The organism is Streptomyces sp. SAI-135, from assembly GCF_029893805.1.
Taxonomy (GTDB): domain Bacteria; phylum Actinomycetota; class Actinomycetes; order Streptomycetales; family Streptomycetaceae; genus Streptomyces.
Genome location: NZ_JARXYP010000002.1, coordinates 4,129,125 through 4,150,448 on the forward strand (window position 1 = coordinate 4,129,125; position 21,324 = coordinate 4,150,448).

Annotated in this window: 19 protein-coding genes; 8 read left to right on the forward strand and 11 right to left on the reverse strand. The window is 72.8% G+C overall.

The window, feature by feature from the left end:
- Nucleotides 1-41: 41 nt before the first annotated feature.
- The 4 genes from M2163_RS23015 to M2163_RS23030 form a co-directional block, all read right to left on the reverse strand.
- Nucleotides 42-1,160, reverse strand: coding sequence for an LLM class flavin-dependent oxidoreductase (locus tag M2163_RS23015; protein WP_348540953.1), 1,119 nt, complete (start codon nucleotides 1,158-1,160; stop codon nucleotides 42-44).
- Nucleotides 1,161-1,275: 115 nt separating this feature from the next.
- Nucleotides 1,276-2,046, reverse strand: a complete 771-nt coding sequence (locus M2163_RS23020) for an SDR family oxidoreductase (protein ID WP_280894892.1) — start codon at nucleotides 2,044-2,046, stop codon at nucleotides 1,276-1,278.
- An 11-nt stretch (nucleotides 2,047-2,057) separates the two neighbouring features.
- Nucleotides 2,058-2,975 (reverse strand): LLM class F420-dependent oxidoreductase, encoded by a 918-nt coding sequence (locus M2163_RS23025; protein WP_280894893.1) that lies wholly within the window; start codon nucleotides 2,973-2,975, stop codon nucleotides 2,058-2,060.
- The gene (locus tag M2163_RS23030; RefSeq protein ID WP_280894894.1) at nucleotides 2,972-4,213 is read right to left on the reverse strand and encodes an amidohydrolase family protein; all 1,242 of its coding nucleotides are present in this window, start codon (nucleotides 4,211-4,213) and stop codon (nucleotides 2,972-2,974) included. The genes M2163_RS23025 and M2163_RS23030 overlap by 4 nt, the downstream gene beginning before the upstream one ends.
- A gap of 199 nt (nucleotides 4,214-4,412) precedes the next feature.
- On the opposite strand from M2163_RS23030, the gene M2163_RS23035 reads away from it, so the two are divergent.
- On the forward strand, nucleotides 4,413-7,475 hold the full coding sequence (locus M2163_RS23035) for a BTAD domain-containing putative transcriptional regulator (RefSeq protein ID WP_280894895.1): 3,063 nt from the start codon (nucleotides 4,413-4,415) through the stop codon (nucleotides 7,473-7,475).
- A 209-nt stretch (nucleotides 7,476-7,684) separates the two neighbouring features.
- On the forward strand, nucleotides 7,685-7,864 hold the full coding sequence (locus M2163_RS23040; protein ID WP_280894896.1) for a hypothetical protein: 180 nt from the start codon (nucleotides 7,685-7,687) through the stop codon (nucleotides 7,862-7,864).
- A gap of 359 nt (nucleotides 7,865-8,223) precedes the next feature.
- On the opposite strand, the gene M2163_RS23045 is transcribed toward M2163_RS23040, so the two are convergent.
- Nucleotides 8,224-9,774: a FadD3 family acyl-CoA ligase gene (locus M2163_RS23045; RefSeq protein WP_280894897.1), complete on the reverse strand. Its 1,551-nt coding sequence runs from the start codon at nucleotides 9,772-9,774 to the stop codon at nucleotides 8,224-8,226.
- A 105-nt stretch (nucleotides 9,775-9,879) separates the two neighbouring features.
- Here M2163_RS23045 and M2163_RS23050 point away from each other — a divergent pair, with 105 nt between their 5' ends.
- Genes M2163_RS23050 through M2163_RS23065 form a run of 4 tightly spaced genes read left to right on the forward strand, consistent with a single transcriptional unit; the run spans nucleotide 9,880 to nucleotide 13,215 of the window.
- Nucleotides 9,880-11,031 (forward strand): lipid-transfer protein, encoded by a 1,152-nt coding sequence (locus M2163_RS23050; protein ID WP_280894898.1) that lies wholly within the window; start codon nucleotides 9,880-9,882, stop codon nucleotides 11,029-11,031.
- A gap of 1 nt (nucleotide 11,032) precedes the next feature.
- Nucleotides 11,033-11,440 carry a Zn-ribbon domain-containing OB-fold protein gene (locus tag M2163_RS23055; RefSeq protein ID WP_280850920.1) on the forward strand — a complete coding sequence of 136 codons (408 nt, stop codon included), beginning with the start codon at nucleotides 11,033-11,035 and terminating at the stop codon, nucleotides 11,438-11,440.
- On the forward strand, nucleotides 11,437-12,210 hold the full coding sequence (locus M2163_RS23060) for an enoyl-CoA hydratase/isomerase family protein (RefSeq protein ID WP_280850919.1): 774 nt from the start codon (nucleotides 11,437-11,439) through the stop codon (nucleotides 12,208-12,210). The genes M2163_RS23055 and M2163_RS23060 overlap by 4 nt, the downstream gene beginning before the upstream one ends.
- Before the next feature lie 36 nt (nucleotides 12,211-12,246).
- On the forward strand, nucleotides 12,247-13,215 hold the full coding sequence (locus M2163_RS23065) for an alpha/beta hydrolase (protein ID WP_280894899.1): 969 nt from the start codon (nucleotides 12,247-12,249) through the stop codon (nucleotides 13,213-13,215).
- A 3-nt stretch (nucleotides 13,216-13,218) separates the two neighbouring features.
- On the opposite strand, the gene M2163_RS23070 is transcribed toward M2163_RS23065, so the two are convergent.
- The 3 genes from M2163_RS23070 to M2163_RS23080 all read right to left on the reverse strand — a co-directional run bounded on the left by M2163_RS23070 (nucleotide 13,219) and on the right by M2163_RS23080 (nucleotide 17,023).
- Complete coding sequence (locus M2163_RS23070) at nucleotides 13,219-13,668, reverse strand: hypothetical protein (protein ID WP_348541379.1); 450 nt, start codon at nucleotides 13,666-13,668, stop codon at nucleotides 13,219-13,221.
- 74 nt (nucleotides 13,669-13,742) lie between these two features.
- Complete coding sequence (locus M2163_RS23075) at nucleotides 13,743-16,091, reverse strand: PQQ-binding-like beta-propeller repeat protein (protein ID WP_280850916.1); 2,349 nt, start codon at nucleotides 16,089-16,091, stop codon at nucleotides 13,743-13,745.
- Between the two features lie 170 nt (nucleotides 16,092-16,261).
- On the reverse strand, nucleotides 16,262-17,023 hold the full coding sequence (locus M2163_RS23080) for a VOC family protein (RefSeq protein ID WP_280850915.1): 762 nt from the start codon (nucleotides 17,021-17,023) through the stop codon (nucleotides 16,262-16,264).
- Nucleotides 17,024-17,158: 135 nt separating this feature from the next.
- Between M2163_RS23080 and M2163_RS23085 the strand changes: the two genes are divergently transcribed.
- Nucleotides 17,159-17,794 carry a TetR family transcriptional regulator gene (locus M2163_RS23085; protein ID WP_280854172.1) on the forward strand — a complete coding sequence of 212 codons (636 nt, stop codon included), beginning with the start codon at nucleotides 17,159-17,161 and terminating at the stop codon, nucleotides 17,792-17,794.
- A 75-nt stretch (nucleotides 17,795-17,869) separates the two neighbouring features.
- On the opposite strand, the gene M2163_RS23090 is transcribed toward M2163_RS23085, so the two are convergent.
- The 3 genes from M2163_RS23090 to M2163_RS23100 are packed head-to-tail and all read right to left on the reverse strand — an operon-like array spanning nucleotide 17,870 to nucleotide 20,044.
- The gene (locus M2163_RS23090) at nucleotides 17,870-18,340 is read right to left on the reverse strand and encodes a nitroreductase family deazaflavin-dependent oxidoreductase (protein ID WP_280850914.1); all 471 of its coding nucleotides are present in this window, start codon (nucleotides 18,338-18,340) and stop codon (nucleotides 17,870-17,872) included.
- A complete protein-coding gene (locus M2163_RS23095) occupies nucleotides 18,337-18,804 on the reverse strand; it encodes an acyl-CoA dehydrogenase family protein (RefSeq protein WP_280894901.1) in 468 nt (155 codons plus the stop codon). The genes M2163_RS23090 and M2163_RS23095 overlap by 4 nt, the downstream gene beginning before the upstream one ends.
- Complete coding sequence (locus tag M2163_RS23100; protein ID WP_280894902.1) at nucleotides 18,749-20,044, reverse strand: acyl-CoA dehydrogenase family protein; 1,296 nt, start codon at nucleotides 20,042-20,044, stop codon at nucleotides 18,749-18,751. Before M2163_RS23100 ends, M2163_RS23095 begins: the two co-directional genes overlap by 56 nt.
- A gap of 81 nt (nucleotides 20,045-20,125) precedes the next feature.
- On the opposite strand from M2163_RS23100, the gene M2163_RS23105 reads away from it, so the two are divergent.
- The gene (locus M2163_RS23105) at nucleotides 20,126-21,295 is read left to right on the forward strand and encodes an acetyl-CoA acetyltransferase (RefSeq protein ID WP_280894903.1); all 1,170 of its coding nucleotides are present in this window, start codon (nucleotides 20,126-20,128) and stop codon (nucleotides 21,293-21,295) included.
- Nucleotides 21,296-21,324: the final 29 nt, after the last annotated feature.

The following is a 21,324-nucleotide window of genomic DNA, read 5'->3' on the forward strand; positions in this document are numbered from 1 at the left end:
CGTGACCAGCCCCCCACGGACCCGCACCCGCCGACGAAAGCTCAGGCCCCCTGCCGGAACCGCGTCGTCCGGTGCACCGGATCCGTGTCGATCTTCGGAATCACGTGCTCCCCGATCAGCCGGATCGTCTGAAGCGTCTCCTCCTTCGGCACTCCCACCGGGAGCCCGAAGCTCAGCTGGTCCGCCCCGGCCTGCTCCCACCGCTTGCACTGCCGGACCACCTCGTCCGGGTCCCCGCAGATCAGCAGCTCCTCCTCGATGAGCACCTCGACGAACTCCGCGGTGTACTCGGGCAGGGTCTCCGGCCACACCGGGAACCCCTCGGGCCGCGGGAAGGTGTCGTGGTAGCGGAAGACCAGCGAGGGCAGGTAGTGCAGCCCCCCGTGCACCGCGATGTCGATCGCTTCGGCGTGCGTCGGCGCGCAGATGGCCGTGGTCGTCACCATCACGTTGTCGTTGACGAAGTCCCCGATCGGCTCGGCGTCCACGATCGCCGTCTTGTACTGCTCGAGGACCCACTCCATGTCGGAGACCTTCTGCACGCTGAAGCCGAGCACCCCGAGCCCCTTCCTGGCCGCCATGGCGTACGACGGCGGCGATCCGGCGGCGTACCACATCGCGGGGTGCGACTTGCCGTACGGCTTCGGCAGGACCTTGCGCGGCGGGAGCTGCCAGTGCTTGCCCTGGAAGCCGGTGTACTCGTCCTGGAGCCACATCTTGGGGAACTCGGCGATGGTCTCTTCCCAGATCTCCTTGGTGTGGTTCATGTCGGTCACCCCGGGGATGAACCCGAGGATCTCGTGCGACCCGGCCCCTCGCCCGCTGCCGAACTCGAAGCGGTTCTCGGTGAGATGGTCGAGCATGGCCACCTTCTCGGCGACCTTCACGGGGTGGTTGACCTGGGCCAGCGGATTGAAGATCCCGGAGCCGAGGTGGATGCGCTCGGTCGCGTGCGCGAGGTACCCGAGGAAGACGTCGTTGGCGGAGAGGTGCGAGTACTCCTCCAGGAAGTGGTGCTCGGACGCCCAGGCGTACTTGAAGCCGGACTTGTCCGCCTGGATGACGTACTCGGTCTCCTCCATCAGCGCCTTGTGCTCGGCCAGCGGGTCGGTCTCGGCGCGCTTGCCCACGTATCCCTGTACAAAGAGCCCGAATTCCAAGGAGGTTCACCGTCCCCAGTTGTTTCTGACGCTCCGTCAGATTGCGGATCTGCCGCCGACTGTGGCACCGGGCGGACACAGGGTCAATAGCTGATGGCCAGTCAGATAGTGCCGGTCATATGACGGAGACCCCGGCCAGCCAGCCGCCGTCGATCACGAACGGCTGCCCGGTGATGTACGAGGAGTCGGCCGAGGTCAGGAACAGCGCCAGCGCCGCCACCTCCTGCGGCCGCCCGATCCGGCCGAGCGGCACGAGCTTGCGGTAGAACCGGTCGAGCCCCCGGGAGGCCTCCTCGCCGTCCGCCGACGGGTCCAGGACGGCCGGGTTGGACATCGCGGTGTCGACGGCCCCGGGGCACATGGCGTTGACCCTGATCCCGCGCGGCGCGAGCTCCAGGGCGGCGACCCTGGTGAGCCCGAGGACCGCGTGCTTGGAGGCGGCGTAGGCTCCCACGCCCGCCATCCCGGTCAGGCCGGTGTAGGAGGCGGTGTTCACGATCGTGCCGCCGTCGGACAGGACCGGCCCCACAGTCTTCATGCCGAGGAAGCAGCCGACCTGGTTGACCTGCACCACCTGCATGAACTCGGCGAGAGGGGTGTCCAGGAGGGTGTTGAAGCGCAGGATCCCGGCGTTGTTGACGAGTCCGTCGACCCGCCCGTACTCCTCGACGGCGGCCTCCACCGCACGCTGCCAGTCCGCCTCCCGGCCCACGTCGAGGTGCACGTACAGCGCCCCGATCTCCTCGGCGAGCGCCTTGCCCTGCTCGTCCAGCACGTCGGCCACGACGAGCTCGGCGCCCTCCTGACGGAACAGTCGGGCCTCCTGCTCCCCCTGCCCGCGTGCCGCGCCGGTGACGAGGACGACACGTCCGTCCAGCTTGCCCATGCGGTGACTCCTCAGAGGTGGGGGGCGATGTCGGCGCCGAACGCCGAGATCTGGTCGACGAGTTCGGCGCGGTCGCGACTGCGGAACCGCACCTGGATTTGGTCCACGCCCATCGCGCGGTAGGCGCGCAGGGACTCGGCGAGCGCGTCGGGCGGGCCGCTGAGCGTCCGGCGGCCGACGTCCCACGTGGGTGTGCCGAGGTGAAGCGGCTCGGCGATGGCCCCGACGGTGAACGGTCCCTGGACGCCCGCCTCGGCCCGCAGCCGCCGTATCCGCTCGATCTGTGCGGGCAGCCGGTCCCGGGGGTCGCCCTGGGGCAGCCAGCCGTCGCCCTTGAGGGCGGCCCGGCGCACGGCGGCCGGGGAGGAGCCCCCGACCCAGACCGGAACACGGGCCTGCGCGGGTCTCGGCCGCTGTCCGAGGCCCTCGAAGTCGTAGAGCTTGCCGTGGTGTTCGGGGTACTCCTCGGGGCCCAGCGCCTTGCGCAGGGCGTCGATGGACTCGTCGAGGACGGCCCCGCGGCCGGCGAAGTCGGCTCCGAGCGCCTCGAACTCCTCCTGGACGTGCCCCGCCCCGACACCGAGGATCAGCCGTCCGCCGCTGAGATGGTCGAGGGTGGCGTACTGCTTGGCGGTGAGGAGCGGGTGCCGCAGTCCCACGACGGCCACATGGCTGAGCAGCCTCGCCCGTTCGGTCACGCCCGCCAGGAAGGCGAGGGTGGCGACCGGGTCGTACCAGACCGTGCTCATCGCGGGCGCGAGGCGGCGCGGGATCGCCACGTGGTCGCAGGCGGCGATGTACGCGAAGCCGGCGCGGTCGGCCGCGCGGGCGACCTCGACGAGGTCCTGGGGGCCGGCACCGGCCTCCCAGGGTTCGGCGTAGATCGCGCTCTGGGACTGGACGGGGAGCTGGATGCCGTACGCGGTCACCGGGGGCCGTCCCAGAGGCCGTCCGGGGTGAGCCCGAGCAGGTCGATGGCGTTGCCGCGGACGATGCGCTCCACCACGTCGGCGTCCAGGTGCCCCATCTGGGCCTCGCCGACCTCCCTCGACTTGGGCCAGGTGGAGTCGGAGTGGGGGTAGTCGGTCTCGTAGAGGACGTTGCCGGCGCCGATGGCGTCGAGGTTCCTGAGGCCGAACGCGTCGTCGAAGAAGCAGCCGTAGACGTGCTCGGCGAAGAGTTCGGACGGCGGGCGGTGGACCTTGTCGGCGACGCCGCCCCAGCCGCGGTTCTCCTCCCAGACCACGTCGGCGCGCTCCAGGATGTAGGGGATCCAGCCGATCTGGCCCTCGGCGTACATGACCCTGAGGTTCGGGAAGCGCTCGAACTTGCCGCTCATCAGCCAGTCGACCATCGAGAAGCAGCAGTTGGCGAAGGTGATCGTGGAGCCGACGGCGGGCGGGGCGTCGGCGGAGGTGGAGGGCATACGGCTGCTGGAGCCGATGTGCATCGCGACGACCGTGCCGGTCTCGTCGCAGGCGGCGAGGAAGGGGTCCCAGTCGTCGGAGTGGACGGAGGGCAGGCCCAGGTGCGGGGGTATCTCGGAGAAGGCGACGGCCCGCACCCCGCGGGCGGCGTTGCGGCGGACCTCGGCGGCCGCCAACTCGGCGTCCCAGAGCGGGATGAGGGTGAGCGGAATGAGCCGGCCCTGTGCCTGGGGGCCGCACCACTCCTCCACCATCCAGTCGTTGTACGCCTTCACGCACAGCAGGCCGAGGTCGTGGTCCTCGGCCTCGGTGAAGGTCTGGCCGCAGAAGCGCGGGAAGGTCGGGAAGCAGAGGGCGGACTGGACGTGGTTGACGTCCATGTCGGCGAGGCGCTGCGGGACGTCGTAGGAGCCGGGGCGCATCTGTTCGTAGGTGATGACCTCCAGCTTGATCTCGTCCCTGCTGTAGCCGACCGCGGTGTCGAGGCGGGTGAGGGGGCGCTGGAGTCCCTCGTACAGCCACCAGTCGCCGAGCGGGCCGTCGTCACCGGGGGCGCCCATCACGGGCTTGAAGCGGCCGCCCAGGAAGCTGATCTCCTTGAGCGGGGCGCGGACCACGCGGGGGCCGATGTCCAGGTACTTCTTCGGGAGCCGGGCCTGCCAGACGTCGGAGGGCTCCACCGTGTGGTCGTCGACGGAGATGATCTTCGGAAGTGCCGTCGTGGTCTCCATGGCGCTCACGGTAGCGCCGATCTGACGGCCCGTCAGCTCCGTGAACGGTGGACGATGACGAGGGTTCGTGTGCGGAAGTGTGCGGAGAGCGGGTGAGGACCTTGTGACATCGCGCGCGTCCCCCTGTGATCACGCTCTCCACAGCTGACGCATCCGCCGTGGACAAGGCAGACTGACGGGGTTGTAAACAGGCCCTAGGGGGACGGCGATGGACGGTGTACCGCGAGTGCCGGAGCAGAGGCGTCCCGGCTCCTCGGCGGGGGCCGGGGAGGACACGGGGGCCGCGGTGGCCGCGGGCCCCGAGACGGGATCCGTGAAGGTGGCCGAGGGCCCTGTGGCACCGGCCGTGACCGAGGCACCCCCGGAAACGGCGTCGTCGCTGCGCTTCTGCGTGCTCGGGCCGGTGCGGGCCCGGCGTGGTGAGGAGCTGCTGAACACCGGCTCCCCCCAGCAACGCGCCCTGCTCGCCGCCCTGCTGCTGCGCGGGGGCCGTACCGCGACCGCCGCCGAGCTGATCTCCGCCCTGTGGGGCGAGGAGCCGCCGGACCAGGCCCTGGCCGCGGTGCGCACGTACGCCTCCCGGCTCCGCAAGATCCTCGACCCCGGGATCCTGGTCAGCGAGTCCGGCGGCTACGCGATCCGCGGGCTCGGCGAGGACGCGCTGGACCTCTCCGCCGCCCAGGAGCTCGCCACCGAGGCGGAGAAGGCCAGGAGCGCCGGAGACCTGTGCCACGCGCGCCAGGTGCTGACCCGGGCGCTGGCACTGTGGGACGGCGAGGTGCTCGCGGGCGTGCCGGGACCGTACGCCGAGGCGCAGCGCGTCAGGCTGGAGGAGTGGCGGCTGCAACTCCTCGAGTCCCGCCTGGACATGGACCTGGAGCAGGGCTGCCACGCGGAGGCCGTCTCCGAGCTCACCGCCCTCACCGCCGAGCACCCCCTGCGCGAGCGGTTCAGGGAACTCCTGATGCTCGCCCTGTACCGCAGCGGCCGGCAGGCGGAGGCCCTCGCGGTGTACGCCGACACCCGCCGCCTGCTCGCCGACGAGCTCGGCGTCGACCCCCGCCGCGGCCTGCGCGAGCTCCAGCAGCGCATCCTCCAGGCCGACCCCGGCCTCGCGGAACCCTCCTCACCGCGGCCCGAACCGGTCGCCGCCCCCGTCCGGCCCGCCCAGCTCCCGGCCACCGTCCCGGACTTCACCGGCCGCGCCTCCTTCGTCACCGAACTGAGCGAGGTGCTCGCCTCCGGCTCCGAGGGCCGGGTGATGGCGGTCTCCGCCCTCGCCGGCATCGGCGGCGTCGGCAAGACCACGCTGGCCGTGCACGTGGCCCACCAGGCCCGCTCCGCCTTCCCCGACGGGCAGCTCTACGTCGACCTCCAGGGCGCCGGCTCCCGGGCCGCCGACCCGGAGACGGTCCTCGGCGCCTTCCTCCGGGCCCTCGGCACCACCGACTCCGCGATCCCCGACTCCCTGGAGGAGCGGGCCGCCCTGTACCGCTCGGTCCTGGACGGCCGCCGGGTCCTCGTCCTGCTCGACAACGCGCGCGACGCGGCCCAGATACGGCCCCTGCTGCCGGGCACGGAGGGCTGCGCGGCCCTGGTGACCTCCCGGGTGCGGATGGTCGACCTCGCCGGCGCCCACCTGGTCGACCTGGACGTCATGTCCCCCGACGAGGCACTCCAGTTGTTCACCAGGATCGTCGGCGAGGAGCGGGTCGCCTCCGAGCGCAAGGCCGCCCTGGACGTGGTCGCCGCCTGCGGCTTCCTCCCGCTCGCCATCCGCATCGCCGCCTCGCGCCTCGCGGCCCGCCGCACCTGGACGGTCTCCGTCCTCGCCGCCAAGCTCGCCGACGAGCGGCGCCGCCTCGACGAGCTCCAGGCCGGCGACCTCGCCGTGAAGGCCACCTTCGAGCTCGGCTACGGCCAGCTGGAGCCCGCCCAGGCCCGCGCCTTCCGGCTGCTGGGCCTCGCCGACGGCCCGGACATCTCCCTGGCCGCGGCGGCCGCCGTGCTCGATCTGCCCGTCGAGGACACCGAGGACCTCCTGGAGGCCCTCGTCGACACCTCGCTGCTGGAGTCGGCGGCGCCCGGCCGCTACCGGTTCCACGATCTCGTACGGCTCTACGCGCGTGCGTGCGCCGAACGCGACGAGTGGCCGCCCAGCGAGCGGGCGGCGGCCCTGTCCCGGCTGCTCGACTTCTACCTGGCCACCGTCGCGGGCGTCTACCTGATCGAACGGCCCGGGGACCGGCTGGTGGACCACCTGGCGACCCCGGAGTACCCGGGACTGACCTTCGCCGACCGGCACGCGGCCCAGGACTGGCTGTACGCGGAGGCGGTGTCGCTCCTCGCGTGCGTACGCCAGTCCGCCGGATCCGGGTTCCTGCGGCGCGCGGTCGACCTCCTGTGGGCCGCCGTGGACCTGGCGGAGTCCGGCACCAACTCCAAGGAGTACGAGGGCGTCGCCTCGGCCCTGCGCGAGGCCGCGCGGGAGGCCCGGGACCCGGCGGCGGAGGCCCGGGCGCTGATCACCCTGGCCTACGCGCACAGCGTCACCGGCCGCTTCGACCTGGCCGACGAGGAGGCCGCCCGCGCCCACGAGCTGACCGTCGCCTCCGGCGATCCGCTGGCCGGCAGCTGGGCGAGCAACATCCTCGGGGTGATCGCGGTCTACCAGAGCCGCAACGACGACGGCGAGGCCCACCTCACCCGGGCCATCGAGGGCTTCCGGGCCTGCGACGACCCCACCGGCGAGGCGAGCGCCCTGTGCAACCTCTCGCGCATCCACCTGGCGGGCGGCCGCACCGAGAGCGCGGTCTCCCTGGCCCGGCAGGGCATGGAGATGTACGACGCCATGGGCCACGCCCTCAAGGGCGCCAACGCCCGGTACGCGCTGGGCCTCGCGCTCACCCAGCACGGCAGCCTGGCGGAGGCGACCGCCCGCCTCCAGGAGGCACTGACGGTGTTCCAGGACAGCCGTCAGCGCCTGTGGGAGGGCATGTCGATGTTCCGTCTCGCGGAGGCCGACCTGGCCGCCCGGCGGCCCGCGCAGGCCGCCTCGAACGCCGAGACGGCCCTGACCGTCCTGCGCGGCATCGGCGGCGACTGGCGCCGGGCCAACGTCCTCGTGGTCCTCGGCCACGCCCTGAGCGGCATCGGCCAGCCCGGCCGGTCCCAGGTCTGCTGGCGGGAGGCGCTGGACCTGTTCGAGGCCCTCGACGCCCCGGAGGCGGACTCGGTGCGGGCCCTGCTCTCCCCGCTGGCACTGGCATAGGAGCGCCTAGCGGGGGGCCGCGCGCGGACGTTCATCGTTCGTTTATCGCGGCCCGGCACTCTCGTCTTGTCGTTCCGTCGCGTCGGGGGGCAGACGGGTCGACCTGGACCGTTGCACTACGGTGAGCGGTCAGCAGCCGGCCCGGCGACCCTCGGGGGAGTCGCCGGGCCGGGCAACAGATCAGGCATCCGAAACGGGGAGGCAGTCCCATGAGCGACGAGAACACCACCGACAACATCCACGCCACCGACGTCGAGGACGACACGCCGGTGAGCACGGACAACATCCACGCGACGAGCGAGCCCCTCAAGGCCACCACGCTCAAGGCGGACGAGGGCACGGCCGAGGCCGGCACGGACAACATCCACGCCACGGACGAGCCCGTCTGACCGGACTCCTCTCCCGCACGGGGACCGGCCGCGGCGGCACGGAGGGGAGCCGCCGCGGCCGAGGCGTACCGGGGGGCGGTTCAGCACCGGCGCCTGTCGGGGGGCGCGTGCCGGACCGGCGCCTGCGGGGGGCGCGTGTCATCACGGGCGCCTGCCGGGGAGTACGTACCGGACCGGCGCCTGCGGGGGGGCGTGCCAGCACTGCGCTTGCGGGGGGCGCGTGCCAGCACTGCGCCTGCCGAGGAGCGCGTGCCAGACCGGCGCCTGCCGAGGAGCGCGTGCCAGACCGGCGCCTCCCGGGGAGCACGTGCCGGACCGGCGAGCACGTCTCAGGACCCGCGCCCGCCGAAGGGCACTCTTCAGGACCCGCGCAGCTCCCCCTTCACCACCTTGCCGCTCGCGTTCCGGGGCAGCCGTGACACGAACTCCACCGTCCGCGGGACCTTGTAGTTCGCCATCTCGCGGCGGGCCCAGGCGATCAGGTCGTCGGCGGTCAGGACCGCGTCCGGGCGGCGGACCACGTACGCCTTGCCGACCTCGCCGAGCCGCGCGTCGGGCACGCCGACGACCGCCACGTCGGCCACCGCCGGGTGCAGGCCGATCAGTTGCTCGATCTCCGCCGGGTACGCGTTGAAGCCGCCGACGATGAACATGTCCTTCAGGCGGTCGGTGATGCGGAGGTTGCCCGCCTCGTCCAGGACGCCGATGTCACCGGTGCGCAGCCAGCCGTCCTCCGTGACCGCCTCCGCGGTGGCCGCCGCGTCCTCGTAGTAGCCGCGCATGACGTTGAAGCCGCGGACCAGGACCTCGCCGGGCTGCCCGGGCGGGGCCTCGACTCGCACCTCGGTGCCGGGGATGGCCCGACCGGAGGTCGACGCGATCACCGGCAGCGGGTCACCGCGCCGGCACATCGTCACGATGCCGCTCGCCTCCGAGAGGCCGTACGCGGTCAGGACCGTCTCCACGCCCAGTTCGCCGTGCAGTTGCTCGACCAGCCGCAGCGGCACCACCGCCGCTCCGGTCACCACCAGGCGCAGGGCGGACAGGTCGTGGGAGGTGCGCGCCGGGTGGTCCAGGAGGGACTGGTGGAGGGTGGGCGGACCGGGCAGCACCGAGACCCGTTCCGCCGCGATGTTGGCGAGGACCGTGTCCACGTCGAACACCGGTTGCGGGATCATCGTCGCCCCGCGCATCAGACAGGCGATCACCCCGGCCTTGTAGCCGAAGGTGTGGAAGAAGGGGTTCACGATCAGGTAGCGGTCGCCGTGCCGCAACCCGGCCAGTTCGCACCAGACGTCGTACGCCCGCAGTGTCTGTTCGTGGGTGATCACCGCGCCCTTGGGGCGGCCGGTGGTCCCGGAGGTGAACACGATGTCCGAGGGCCACTCGGGGGCCACGGCGTCGGCGCGTGCCCGCACCTGTGCCTCCCCCACCCCGTCCCCGCTCGCCAGGAAGTCCTTCCAGGTGCGGTAGTCGGCGGGGGCGTCGTCCGAGAGCACCACCACCTGCTCCAGGTCCGGCAGCCCCGGCCCCTCCGCGAGCGCCCGGCGCAGGGACGCCACGTAGGAGGTGCCGAGGAAGGTCCCGGTGACGAACAGCAGCCGGGTCCCGCTCCTGCGCAGCACGTCCGCGGCCTCGGCGCCCTTGAAGCGGGTGTTGAGGGGCACCAGGACAGCACCGGCCGAGACCGCGCCGAGCGCCGAGACCATCCAGTCCAGGGAGTTGGGGGCCCAGACGGCCACCCGGTCGCCCGGACGCACGCCGTCCGCGATGCACGCGGCCGCCGCGCGTTCCACACGGGCGCCCAACTCGCCGTAGGTGACGCGGTTCCGGCCCTCCACGACCGCCTCCGTGTCGGCGTACCGCTGCGCCGCCCGGCGGACCAGCTCCGGGATGCTCCGCCACTCCACATCGGCCTCCCCGAAAGCGGAAACACGTTAGCTGACTACCCGTCAGATTAGCTGTAGCCTGACGGGCTGTCAGCAGGCCTCACAGTGTGCGGAGGTGCGTGCAGCGTGACATTCAAGGACGCCACGGCGATCGTGGGCATCGGCCGGACCCCCTTCGCCAAGAACCTCGCCGAGGACGAGAGAACCCTGGCCTGCCGGGCCGTCGTCGCCGCCCTCGACGACGCCGGGATCGCCCCCGGCGAGGTCGACGCCCTGGCCTCGTACACCATGGAGGAGACGGACGAGGTCGAGCTCGCGAAGGCCGTCGGCCTCGGTGACCTCACCTTCTTCAGCAAGGTCGGCTACGGCGGCGGCGGTTCGTGCGCCACGGTCGCCCACCTCGCGGCGGCGATAGCGAGCGGCCAGGCCACGGTCGGCGTCGCCTGGCGTTCCCGCAAGCGCGGGTCCGGCCCCCGCCCCTGGACCAACACGACCGTCCAGCTGCCCACCCCCGCCCAGTGGACGAGACCCTTCGGCCTGCTCCGGCCCGCCGACGAGATCGCCATGCTCACCCGCCGCTACATGCACGAGTACGGCGTAACCCGCGACCACCTCTTCAACGTTGCCCTCGCCTGCCGCAACCGCGCCAACCAGAACCCCGCCGCGATCATGTACGACCGCCCCCTGACCCGCGAGATGTACATGACCTCCCGCTGGATCAGCGAGCCGCTGTGCCTCTTCGACAACTGCCTGGAGACGGACGGGGCACTGGCCTGTGTGCTGGTCGGCCGGGAGCGCGCCCGGGACTGCCCGAACACCCCCGTCTACGTCCACTCCGCCGCCCAGGGCCTGCCCGCCCAGCACCACGGCATGGTCAACTACTGGAACGACGACCCGCTCACCGGCCCCGCCTGGACGGCCGCCCGGCACCTGTGGAAGCACGCCGACCTCACCCCGCAGGACGTCGACGTGGCCCAGATCTACGACGCGTTCACCTCCCTCGTCCCGCTCTCCCTGGAGGGGTACGGCTTCTGCGGCCGCGGGGAGGGCGGCCCCTTCACGGAGGGCGGCGCCCTGGAGATCGGCGGACGGCTTCCCATCAACACCGGCGGCGGGGGCCTCTCCGAGGCGTACGTGCACGGCTTCAACCTCATCGACGAGGGCGTCCGGCAACTGCGCGGCACCAGCACCGCGCAGGTCCCGGACGCCACCACCTGCCTCGTCACCGCCGGCGAGGGCGTACCCACCTCCGCCCTGCTGCTGACCAACAGGAGCTGACATGCTCGAACCGGTGAAGGACGCCACCAGCGCCCCCTTCTGGCAGTACGCCGCCCAGGGCGAACTCCGCGTCCAGGCCTGCGCCGACTGCGGCGAGGTCCGCTTCCCGCCCCGCCCCTGCTGCCCGCACTGCCAGTCCTTCGGCACACAGTGGCGTCCGGTCTCCGGGCGCGGCCGGATCTGGTCCTGGGTCGTCCCCCACCCGCCCCTCCTGCCCGACTACGCGGCGCAGGCGCCGTACAACGTGATCGTGGTGGAACTGGAGGAGGCTCCGCGGATCCGGCTGGTCGGGAACCTGGTCACGGCGGCCGGGGCGCGGCTCGACTCCCTCGATCCGGGCCGGATCCGGATCGGCGCCCGGGTGCACGCGGTGTTCTCCGACGGGCTTCCGCAGTGGGTGCTGTCATGACCGGGCTGCGGGTCGGCGCCGACAAGGACACCGGCGTCGCGGTCGTCACCCTCGACCGGCCGCACCGGCTGAACGCCATCGACCTGCCCATGCGGGACGAACTCGTCGCCTGCTGGCAGGAGTTGCGCTTCGACGACTCCGTACGGGCGGTCGTGCTCACCGGCGCCGGGGAGCGGGCCTTCTGCACCGGCCTCGACCGGGACGCCGAGGTCCCGCAGCCGAACTCCCCCTACATGAGCGACGATCCGCTCCTGCACGTCGGCCCGAAGTCCAACGACCTCTGGAAGCCGGTCGTCGCTGCGGTGAACGGGATGGCCTGCGGGGGCGCCTTCTACCTGCTGGGCGAGTGCGACTTCCTCGTCGCCGACCCGGCCGCCACCTTCTTCGACCCGCACACCACGTACGGCATGGTCAGCGCCTACGAGTCGGTGCTCATGGCGCTGCTCATGCCCCACGGGGAAGCCGCGCGCACGGCACTCATGGGGACCGCGGAACGACTCTCCGCCGAGCGCGCCCACACCATCGGGCTCGTCACCGAACTCAGCGAGCCCGGCGGGTCGTTGGCGGCCGCCACCGCCGCCGCGGACATCATCGCCGGGTATCCGCCGGAAGGGGTGCAGGGCACGGTCCGCGCGCTCTGGGCCGCCAAGGAGGCCGCCGTGCAGCGGGGCTTCGCACAGGCGCCGCACCTCGTCGCGCTTGGGAACCTGCCGCCGGAACGGCAGGCCGGACTGTTCCGTTCCCGGCAGCCCGGATTCAGGTTGCGTTAGCAATTTCGATGCCCTGTACAGGCGTATGCTCACCGCATGGTGGAACATCGCATGGTCGAGGTGAACGGCATACGGCTGCACATCGCGGAGGAGGGCGAGGGTCCCCTCGTCGTGCTGCTGCACGGCTTCCCGGAGTCCTGGCACTCCTGGCGCCACCAGTTCGGCCCGCTGGCCGCGGCCGGGTTCCGGGTGGTCGCGCCGGACCAGCGCGGGTACGGCGACAGCGACCGCCCCGAGGACGTGGCGGCGTACAGCATCCTCCACCTCGTCGGGGACGTCGTCGGGCTGGTGCACGCGCTGGGCGAGGAGACGGCGTTCGTCGTCGGCCACGACTGGGGAGCCCCCGTCGCCTGGCACACCGCGCTGCTGCGGCCCGACGTGGTGCGCGGCGTGGCGGGGCTGAGCGTGCCGCCGCCGTTCCGGGGCGAGCGACCGCCGCTCCAGACCATGCAGGAACGGTTCGGCGGCCACTTCTACTGGAACTACTTCAATCTGCCCGGGGTCGCCGACGCCGAGTTCGGCGCGGACCCCCGCTCCGCCCTGCGCCGGCTGCTGGTCGGCGCCTCGGGCGACGGGGAGGGCGCCGGGCGCTACGAGCAGGCCCTGGTGAGCGACCCGGACCGCGGCTGGCTCGCGGACATGCCCGACCCCGAGACGCTCCCGGCCTGGCTCACCGAGGCCGACCTCGACGAACTCGCCGACAGCTACGCCAAGGGCTTCACCGGCGCCCTCAACTGGTACCGCAACCTGGACCGCAACTGGGAACTGACGGCCCCCTGGCACGGTGCCCGGGTCACCCCGCCGGCCCTCTACCTGTACGGCGACAAGGACCTGGTCCCTGCGTTCCCCGGAACACCGGAACTCATCGAGAAGCTCCCCGAACTGATGCCCAACCTGGTCCGCGACCCGATCGTGCTCCCCGGCTGCGGCCACTGGACCCAGCAGGAGCGCCCGAACGAGGTGAACACGGCACTGCTGGAGTTCCTGACGGGTCTGCGGGACTGACGGTCAGGGCACCAGGTCGGCTTCGGGTTCGACCTGGCAGTGGTCGAGGTGCTCGAGGAGGGCGGCGCTCGCCTTCACCCGGACGGTCGCTGTGCCCTTGGCGGGCACCGTGACCTCCGGGTATTCGACCGACAGCAGGTGCCCCTCCTCGTCGTCGAAGGAGATGGACGCCCGGAACCTGCCCTCGCGGCTGTTCGGGTTGGTGACCTCGGCCGTCGAGTACGGATCGGTTCTCGTCGCACAGCTCACCAGCCGCGCCGAACCGTCCGTCAGCACCTTGGTGCGGCTGGACGAACCGCCGCCGCTGCCCCCGCTGGTGCTGTAGCTGTCGTGGTCCTGACTGGAGCTGCTGCACCCCCCGCCGCTGTCACTGTCGCTGTGACTGCTCCTGTGCCGCCCGCTGCTCTTGTGGCCGCTGGAGAAGCCCGTCAGCGCGAGGACCACCGTCGCCATGACCGCCGTGAACCTGAGAACCCGCCCCCGTGAATGCATGGGATCACCCTAACGGGGGCCACCGACAGCCGGACTCAGGTGGCTCTGGCCGTCCCCGTCCCCTTCTCCGCGTCCAGCGCGTACACGCACCGGTCCTTGCTGCACGCGTACACCACGCCGTCCTTGACCACCGGCGAGCCGGTGATCTCCCCGCCGGTGGCGAGCTTCCAGCGCAGGCGGCCGTCGTCGGCCTTCAGGGTGTAGAGCAGGTGGTCGGTGGAGCCGAAGTGGATCCGGCCCTCGGCGACCGCGGGCGAGCCCACGATGTCCCCGCCGGCCTGGAAGCGCCACTTCGGCGTGCCGGTGACGGCGTCCAGCGTGTACAGGCCCTTGCCGCTGCCCACGTGGACATGGCCCCCGGCCACCAGCACCGGCTCGACCGACGCCCGGGCCTCGGTGGCAATGCGCCAGCGGTCACGGCCGTCGGTCGCGTCGAGGGCGTACACCGTGCCGAGGTAGTCGGCGAGGTACACCCCGCCGCCCGTCACGGCGGCCCCGGGCACGAAGGTCGGCGGGCACAGGAAGACCGCCGGGGCCTCGAAGTGCCAGCGCACCCGTCCGCTCGCCACGTCCAGGGCCATGACACGCGTCCCGGCCGAGACGTACACGGACCCGTCGTGGGCCTGGGCCACCCGGACCGGCACCCCGCCGCAGGAGGCCGCGTCTCCGATGGGGAACGCCCAGCGCTCCTCGCCGGTGCGGGCGTCCAGGGCCCGCAGGCGGCCCTCCTGCCAGACGTAGACCGTGCCCTCGTGGAGCGCGGGTCCGGCCTCGGGCGACTCGAAGTCGGTCTGGCAGCCGGCGATCTCCCAGAGCTTCTGCCCGGTGGCGGCCTCCCACGCCTGGACGCCGCCGCCGCGCGTGCCGGTGATGACGGTGCCGCGCTCGGCCTTGAGCGAGTACACCCAGGCGTCGGTGTTCAGCCGCCACTGGTCGGCGCCCTCGCGGGCGTCGAGGGCGAACAGGGTGGGTCCGTCGGAGGCGTGGATACGGCCGTCCGCGACCGCCATCGACCAGGCGACGTCCCGCGTCTTGAAGCGGCGGCGGCCGGTCGCGACATCCAGGGCGTGCACCTCGAAGGAGGTGACGTAGACGAGGTCTCCGGCGACGGACGGGGTGCCCCACACGTCGTTCGACATGCGGAACCGCCAGGGCCGCCAGCCGGCCGCGGACTCCGGCTGCGCGGGCGGGGGCGCCGGTACGGCCGGGCCCACGGCGGCGTCGGTGCCGTTGACGCCGGGGCGTGGCCGGGACCAGGAGGCGACCAGGCCGGCCTCCGGCGGGGGCGCCTTCACGGCGGCGGCCCGGGCATCGGCGACGCGCGGTCCGGGCCCGATGGGCACCTGGGCGCCGGCGAGGCGCACCGGACCGGTGTCGGGGGCGCCCACGGGGACCGGGGCGGGCCGCGGCGGGTCGTAGGCGGGCGGCGGCGGTACGGCCGGGCGGCCGCCTCCGCTGCGGGCACCGCCGGCCTGGGTGGGCGCCGGACGCCCGCCGCGCCGCGACTCGATCAGGGCGACGGCCTTCTCGGGCAGCCACGCCGAGGCCGTGCCGCTGTCGTCGGAGCCGGAGCCGAAGAGGTGGGGTGCGAGCTGGGCCTGGAGGTCGGCCGGGTTGGGGCGCCCGGTGGCCTCCATCTGCATGCAGGACTCGATGAGCGGGCGCAGCTCGTCCGGGAGGCCTTCGAGGTCGGGACCCTCCCGCAGCAGCATGAACACCGTCTCGACCGGGTTGGCGCCGTGGAAGGGCGGGTGGCCGGTGGCGGCGAAGACCAGCATGGAGCCGAGCGAGAAGACGTCGCTGGCGCCGGTGACGCTGCGGGAGTCCTTGGCCTGCTCGGGGGACATGTAGGCGGGGGTGCCGACGGCGACGTTCGTCATCGTCAAACGGGTGTTCGAGACGCCGGACGCGATGCCGAAGTCGATCACCCGGGGGCCGTCCTCGACCACCAGGACGTTGGAGGGCTTGAGGTCGCGGTGGACGAGACCGGCGCCGTGGATGGACTGGAGGGCCTCGGCGACGCCCGCCGCGAGCCAGCGCACCGCCTGGGCCGGCAGCGGCCCGCACTCGTTCACTATCTCCTCGAGGGAGGGCGCCGGGACGTACGCGGTGGCCAGCCACGGCACGGCCGCGCGCGGGTCGGCGTCGACCACGGCCGCCGTGTAGAAGCCGGAGACCGCCCGGGCCGCCTCCACCTCGCGGGTGAAGCGCACGCGGAAGAGCTGGTCCTCGGCGAGCTCCGTACGGACCGTCTTGATCGCCACGCGCCGGCCCGACGCCGAGCGCGCGAGATAGACCAGCCCCATGCCGCCGGCACCCAGCCGTCCCAGCACCTCGAACGGCCCGATCCTGCGCGGATCGTGCTGCGTCAGCTGATCCACCACTCTGCCTGCCACCTCCCCGTACAAGCCGCGCCACCCACATATGTACGCGACCCCGTGCAGCGTCTCACCACCGCACCGCCATGGCGGCACGCAACCCTGATTCTTCCTGGCCGGAGGCCTGGTGGCGAACCCGGGGTCAAACAGGGTGTCATACCGCAAAGCGGCATTTTCTACCGCTCCGAGCGCTCCGATCGCTCCAGAACGGCGAACGACGCCCCCTGATTGTCGGTGACGACGGCCACTTTTCCGTACGACGTCTCGAATGGCGGCGCCTGGACCCGTCCGCCGAGCCGGCTGACCGTCCCGAGCACCCGCTCGCAGTCCTCGACCCCGAAGTGCACGAGGAAGTGGGGCGGCATCTCGGCGGGGAAGACGTCGGCGACGGGGGCGCGGCCGAAGTCGGGGTGGGCCCCGGGCCCGAAGAGGGCGTCGTGGAAGAGCCCGCCGTAGAAGGTGTTGGCGGCCTCGGTGTCGCGCGCGTACAGCTCGGCCCAGGCGAAGGCGCCGGGCTCGTGCCGGACGCCGAAGCCGGGATGGCTGCCCGGCTCCCAGAGACCGAAGACGGCCCCCTCCGGGTCGGTGACCAGCGCGGACATGCCCAGATCGCCGACCGGCACGGGTGCGGTGACGACCTGTCCGCCGGCCGCCCAGATCCGGTCGGCCAGGCCCTCGATGTCCGGGGTGGCGAAGTAGACCGTCCACACGGTGGGCATCCGGCCGTCCGTCTTGTGGGCGAGGGCCGCGACCGGCTCGCCCTGGCGGAGGGCCCACACGGCACCGCCGGGGGCGTCCGGCCGGTCCTCGAAGGTCCACCCGAAGAGTTCACCGTAGAACCGCTTCCCGGCGGCCACGTCGGGCAGCTGCGCGTCCACCCAGCAGGGGACGCCCTCGCCGTATCCCGTTCCGTCTGCGGATGCCCTGTTTTCGGCCATACCGTCAAAGTAACGGCGACGCACGCACCCCGCAGGACCAGGCACACCCGTCTCCCGCACCCCGTGCACCCCATTTGCAGTCGGCCGAATCGCGCTCCGATCACCCCTCGGTAAGCTGACGGCATGACAGGACAAGTGCGTACCGTCGACGGCCGTGTGGCCGGCCGGCGTGGGCAGGCGACCCGGCAGAAGCTGCTCGACTGCCTCAGCGAGATGCTCAGCTCCTCCCCCTACCGGGACGTCAAAGTCATCGATGTCGCCCGGAAGGCGGGCACTTCGCCCGCGACCTTCTACCAGTACTTCCCGGACGTCGAGGGCGCCGTCCTGGAGATCGCCGAGCAAATGGCCACCGAGGGCGGCCAGTTGACGCAGTTGCTCGACGGGCGGTCGTGGGTGGGCAAGGCGGGCTGGCAGACCGCGCAGGAACTCGTGGACGGTTTCCTGGAGTTCTGGCGCAAGAACGACGCGATCCTGCGCGTGGTCGACCTCGGGGCCGCCGAGGGCGACAAGCGCTTCTACAAGATCCGCATGAAGATCCTCAACTCGGTGAACAACTCCCTCGCGGACGCGGTCGCCGAGCTCCAGGCCAAGGGCAAGGTCGACAAGGACGTCAACCCGGCCGCGATCGCGGGTTCCCTCGTCGCGATGCTCGCGGCGGTGGCCTCGCACCAGAAGGGCTTCCAGACCTGGGGCGTCAAGCAGGCCGAACTCAAGCCGAATCTGGCACTGTTGGTGCACCTGGGCGTGACGGGCAAGAAGCCGACGAAGTAGCGTCCCTGTTTCGAGTCCTGTCTGACGGGCGGCCGGCCACACGGGTGGACGGCCGCCCGTCGTGCGCCCGGGGGATCATCGCCGCGTGATCCTGAAGAGCCGGATCTCCCGCTCGATGCGCGCCTGGTAGGTGGCGTACGGCGGCCAGAACGCCAGCGCGGTCTTCCATACGGCCGCCCGCTCCTCCCCCGTCAGCAGCGTCGCCGTGACCGGGACGTCCTCGCCCTTCCAGCTGACCTCGGCGTCGGGGTGGGCGAGGAGGTTGGCGGTCCAGGCGGGGTGGGCGTCGCGGCCGAAGTTGGAGCCGACGAGGATCCAGGTGCGGCCGGGCTCCTCGGGCATGCAGGCGAGCGGGGTCCGCCGGGGCAGCCCGCTCTTCGCCCCCGTCGAGGTCAGGACGACCCCCGGCAGCATCCGGGCGCTGAGCAGGACCCGCCCCCGGGTCAGCCGGTGCACGGCCCGGTCCAGGGCCGGGATCACATGGGGCGCGACCTTGGCGAAGCCACGCGTGGACGACACCTTCTGCACCACCCTCGCCCCGATCACACCGTCACCTCCGCCCGCGTGAACAGGCGCGCCGCGTCGGCGGCGTGCGCCCGCAGCCGGTGCGCCGGCCCGAAGAGCAGTTCGTCGGAAGTGGCGCGCTTGAAGTACCGCTGCGCCTCGTGCTCCCAGGTGAACCCGATGCCGCCGTGCAGCTGGATCCCCTCGGCGGCGGCCGTCCGCAGCGCTTCCAGTGCCTGGGCGAGGGCGAGCCCGCCGGCCCGCTGCCCTTCGTGCACGGCGGCCCAGGCGGCGAAGTAGGCCGCGGAACGGGCGGCTTGGAGCTGTACGTACACATCGGCGAGCCGGTGCTTGACCGCCTGGAACGACCCGATCGCCCGTCCGAACTGCTCGCGCTGCCCGACGTGCTCCACGGTCATCTCCAGCACCCGGTCGGCCGCCCCCACGGCTTCACAGGCGAGGACGGCGGCGGCGGTGTCCCCGGTCCGCGCCAGGGCCCCGAGCACGTCGCCTCCGTCGTCGGCCCCGAGCAGTTCGGCTTCGACGTCCCGGAGTTGGACACGGGGCCTGCGGGCGCGTGGCGTCCAGCGCGGTCTGCCGGGTGCGGACGAGTCCGGGTGCGTCCCCCCGGACGACGAAGAGCAGGGTACGAGAACGGGCGAACCCCCCGGCGTGCGCGGCGACGAGAAGGACGTCGGCGCTGTGCCCGTCGAGGACTTGATCGACCTGCCCGTAGAGCCGCCAGCCGCTGCCGCGGGGAGGCGGGGCGGGGCTGGATCGCCCGGCCAGGTGTGCCGACGGCTCCGCCGACTGCTCCGCAGGGGGCACGGTCATCCGGCCGACCGGGGCGGCACCTGCCCGGGGCGCGATCATGTGGTGCCCCGCCACGGGAAGGCTCGGCCGTCCCGCGCGGGCGGCGCCTGCCCCGGGCGCGACCCCTGACGGCTCCGCCGCGGCGCTTCCCGACCCCTCCGGCGCGGCGTCCACCGGGGATCCCGCCGAGGCTGAACGCCCCACGGTGACCGCCCCCGACCCCCCTGGGGCGGTGCCTGCCGGGGGCGTGATCCCTGACGACTCCGCCGCAGGTACGACCGAGCTCCCCCCTGGGGCGGCCCCCGGCCCCCCAGCCGCGGCGCCCGCCGGGGATCCCACTCCCGCCGCGGCCGAACGCCCCGCAGCAGCGGCCTCCGAACCTCCCGGGGCGGCGGCTGCCCGGGGCTCGGTCGTGTGTCGTGTCGGAGGAGGGGTCGACGGGGGTGGGCCGGAGGTCGTGTCCGGGACCCGGCGGGCCTGGACGCCGCCCGCGCGGCCGCCGCCGGACCAGTCGCCCGTGTTGTCGGCGGTCAGGGCGAGGGCGGTGGCCGGTGGTGCGGCCAGGGCTGCTGTCAGGGAGCCCGAGGCCAGGCGCGGCAGCAGATCCGTGCGCTGGGCGTCCGTGCCCAGGGCCAGGACCAGCGGGGCCACCAGGACCGCCGTGCTCAGCAGGGGGGTGGCCGCCAGCACCCGGCCCGTCTCCTCGCAGGCCAGGGCCAGTTCGGTGACCGAGCAGCCGACGCCGCCGTACTCCTCGGGAAGGGCCAGCCCCGGCAGCCCCAGCTGTTCGGCGAGGGCCGTCCACAGGGCCGGGTCGTACCCGGCAGGGGTGTCGGCCGCGCTCCTCGACTCCGCGGGCCCGCACCGCCTCCGCAGCAGGTCCCGCAACGCACTCCGGATCTGGTCCTGTTCGGCGGTGAAGCGAGCGTCCATGGCTCTTCCTCTTCCCTCCCGATCTGACGGTCCGTCATATTAGGAGCGCCCGCACCAGATGCCCAGAGGCAGGAGGCCCTCATGCCCCCCGGCAGCCGGAAAGTCGCGATCACCGGCGTGGCCCTGGCCGACTGCGGCCGCGTGGACGGCACGACCCCCTACGCCCTGCACGCCCAGGCCGCCCGCCGCGCCCTGGCCGACGCGGGCCTGGACCGCGCGCTGGTCGACGGCCTGGCCTCCGCCGGCACCGGCACCCTGGCTCCCGCGGAGGTCGCCGAGTACCTGGGCCTGCGCCCCACCTGGGTCGACTCCACCTCGGTCGGCGGCTCCACCTGGGAGGTCATGGCGGCCCACGCGGCCGACGCGATCGCCGCCGGACACGCGAACGCCGTCCTGCTGGTCTACGGCTCCACGGCCCGCGCCGACGTCAAGGCGGGCCGCCGCACCGGCACCCTCTCCTTCGGCGCCCGCGGCCCCCTCCAGTTCGAGGTGCCCTACGGTCACACCCTGATCGCCAAGTACGCGATGGCGGCCCGCCGCCACATGATCGAACACGGCACGACCGTCGAGCAGTTGGCGCAGGTCGCGGTGCAGGCGCGGGCCAACGCGGCACTCAACCCCGAGGCGATGTTCCGCGACCCGATCACCGTCGACGACGTCCTGTCGGGACCGATGATCGCGGACCCCTTCACCAAGCTGCACTGCTGCATCCGCTCCGACGGCGGCGCGGCGGTGCTGCTCACGGCCGAGGAGTACGTACGGGACTGCCGTACCGCTCCCGTCTGGGTGCTCGGCACCGGCGAGTACGTCTCGCACGTCAGCATGTCCGAGTGGCCCGACTTCACGGTGTCCCCGGCGGCGGTGAGCGGACGGCTGGCCTTCGAACGGGCCGGGGTGCGCCCCGAGGAGATCGAACTCGCGGAGATCTACGACGCGTTCACCTACATGACGCTGGTGACGCTGGAGGACCTCGGCTTCTGCGGGAAGGGCGAGGGCGGGGCGTTCGTGGAGAAGGGGCGGCTGACGGTCGAGGGCGGTGAGCTGCCGGTGAACACGGACGGCGGCGGCCTGTCGGCCCAACACCCCGGCATGCGGGGGCTGTTCCTGCTGGTGGAGGCCGTACGGCAGTTGCGCGGCGAGGCGGGCGCACGCCAGGTCACCCGCCGGGACGGCTCGGCGCCGCACCTGGCGGTGGCGTCCGGGACGGGGGGCTGGTTCTGCTCGTCGGGGACGGTGGTCCTGGGGCGTTAGGCCCGGCCACCTGCCGTCGGCGGTGCGCG

Excerpts from the sequence above, each read along its gene's own strand:
- M2163_RS23020 (WP_280894892.1), bottom strand. The coding sequence starts at position 2,046 with ATGGGCAAGCTGGACGGACGTGTCGTCCTCGTCACCGGCGCGGCACGC.
- M2163_RS23035 (WP_280894895.1), top strand. The coding sequence starts at position 4,413 with ATGGACGGTGTACCGCGAGTGCCGGAGCAGAGGCGTCCCGGCTCCTCG.
- M2163_RS23040 (WP_280894896.1), top strand. The coding sequence starts at position 7,685 with ATGAGCGACGAGAACACCACCGACAACATCCACGCCACCGACGTCGAG.
- M2163_RS23055 (WP_280850920.1), top strand. The coding sequence starts at position 11,033 with ATGCTCGAACCGGTGAAGGACGCCACCAGCGCCCCCTTCTGGCAGTAC.
- M2163_RS23060 (WP_280850919.1), top strand. The coding sequence starts at position 11,437 with ATGACCGGGCTGCGGGTCGGCGCCGACAAGGACACCGGCGTCGCGGTC.
- M2163_RS23065 (WP_280894899.1), top strand. The coding sequence starts at position 12,247 with ATGGTGGAACATCGCATGGTCGAGGTGAACGGCATACGGCTGCACATC.
- M2163_RS23070 (WP_348541379.1), bottom strand. The coding sequence starts at position 13,668 with ATGGCGACGGTGGTCCTCGCGCTGACGGGCTTCTCCAGCGGCCACAAG.
- M2163_RS23080 (WP_280850915.1), bottom strand. The coding sequence starts at position 17,023 with ATGGCCGAAAACAGGGCATCCGCAGACGGAACGGGATACGGCGAGGGC.
- M2163_RS23100 (WP_280894902.1), bottom strand. The coding sequence starts at position 20,044 with ATGGACGCTCGCTTCACCGCCGAACAGGACCAGATCCGGAGTGCGTTG.
- M2163_RS23105 (WP_280894903.1), top strand. The coding sequence starts at position 20,126 with ATGCCCCCCGGCAGCCGGAAAGTCGCGATCACCGGCGTGGCCCTGGCC.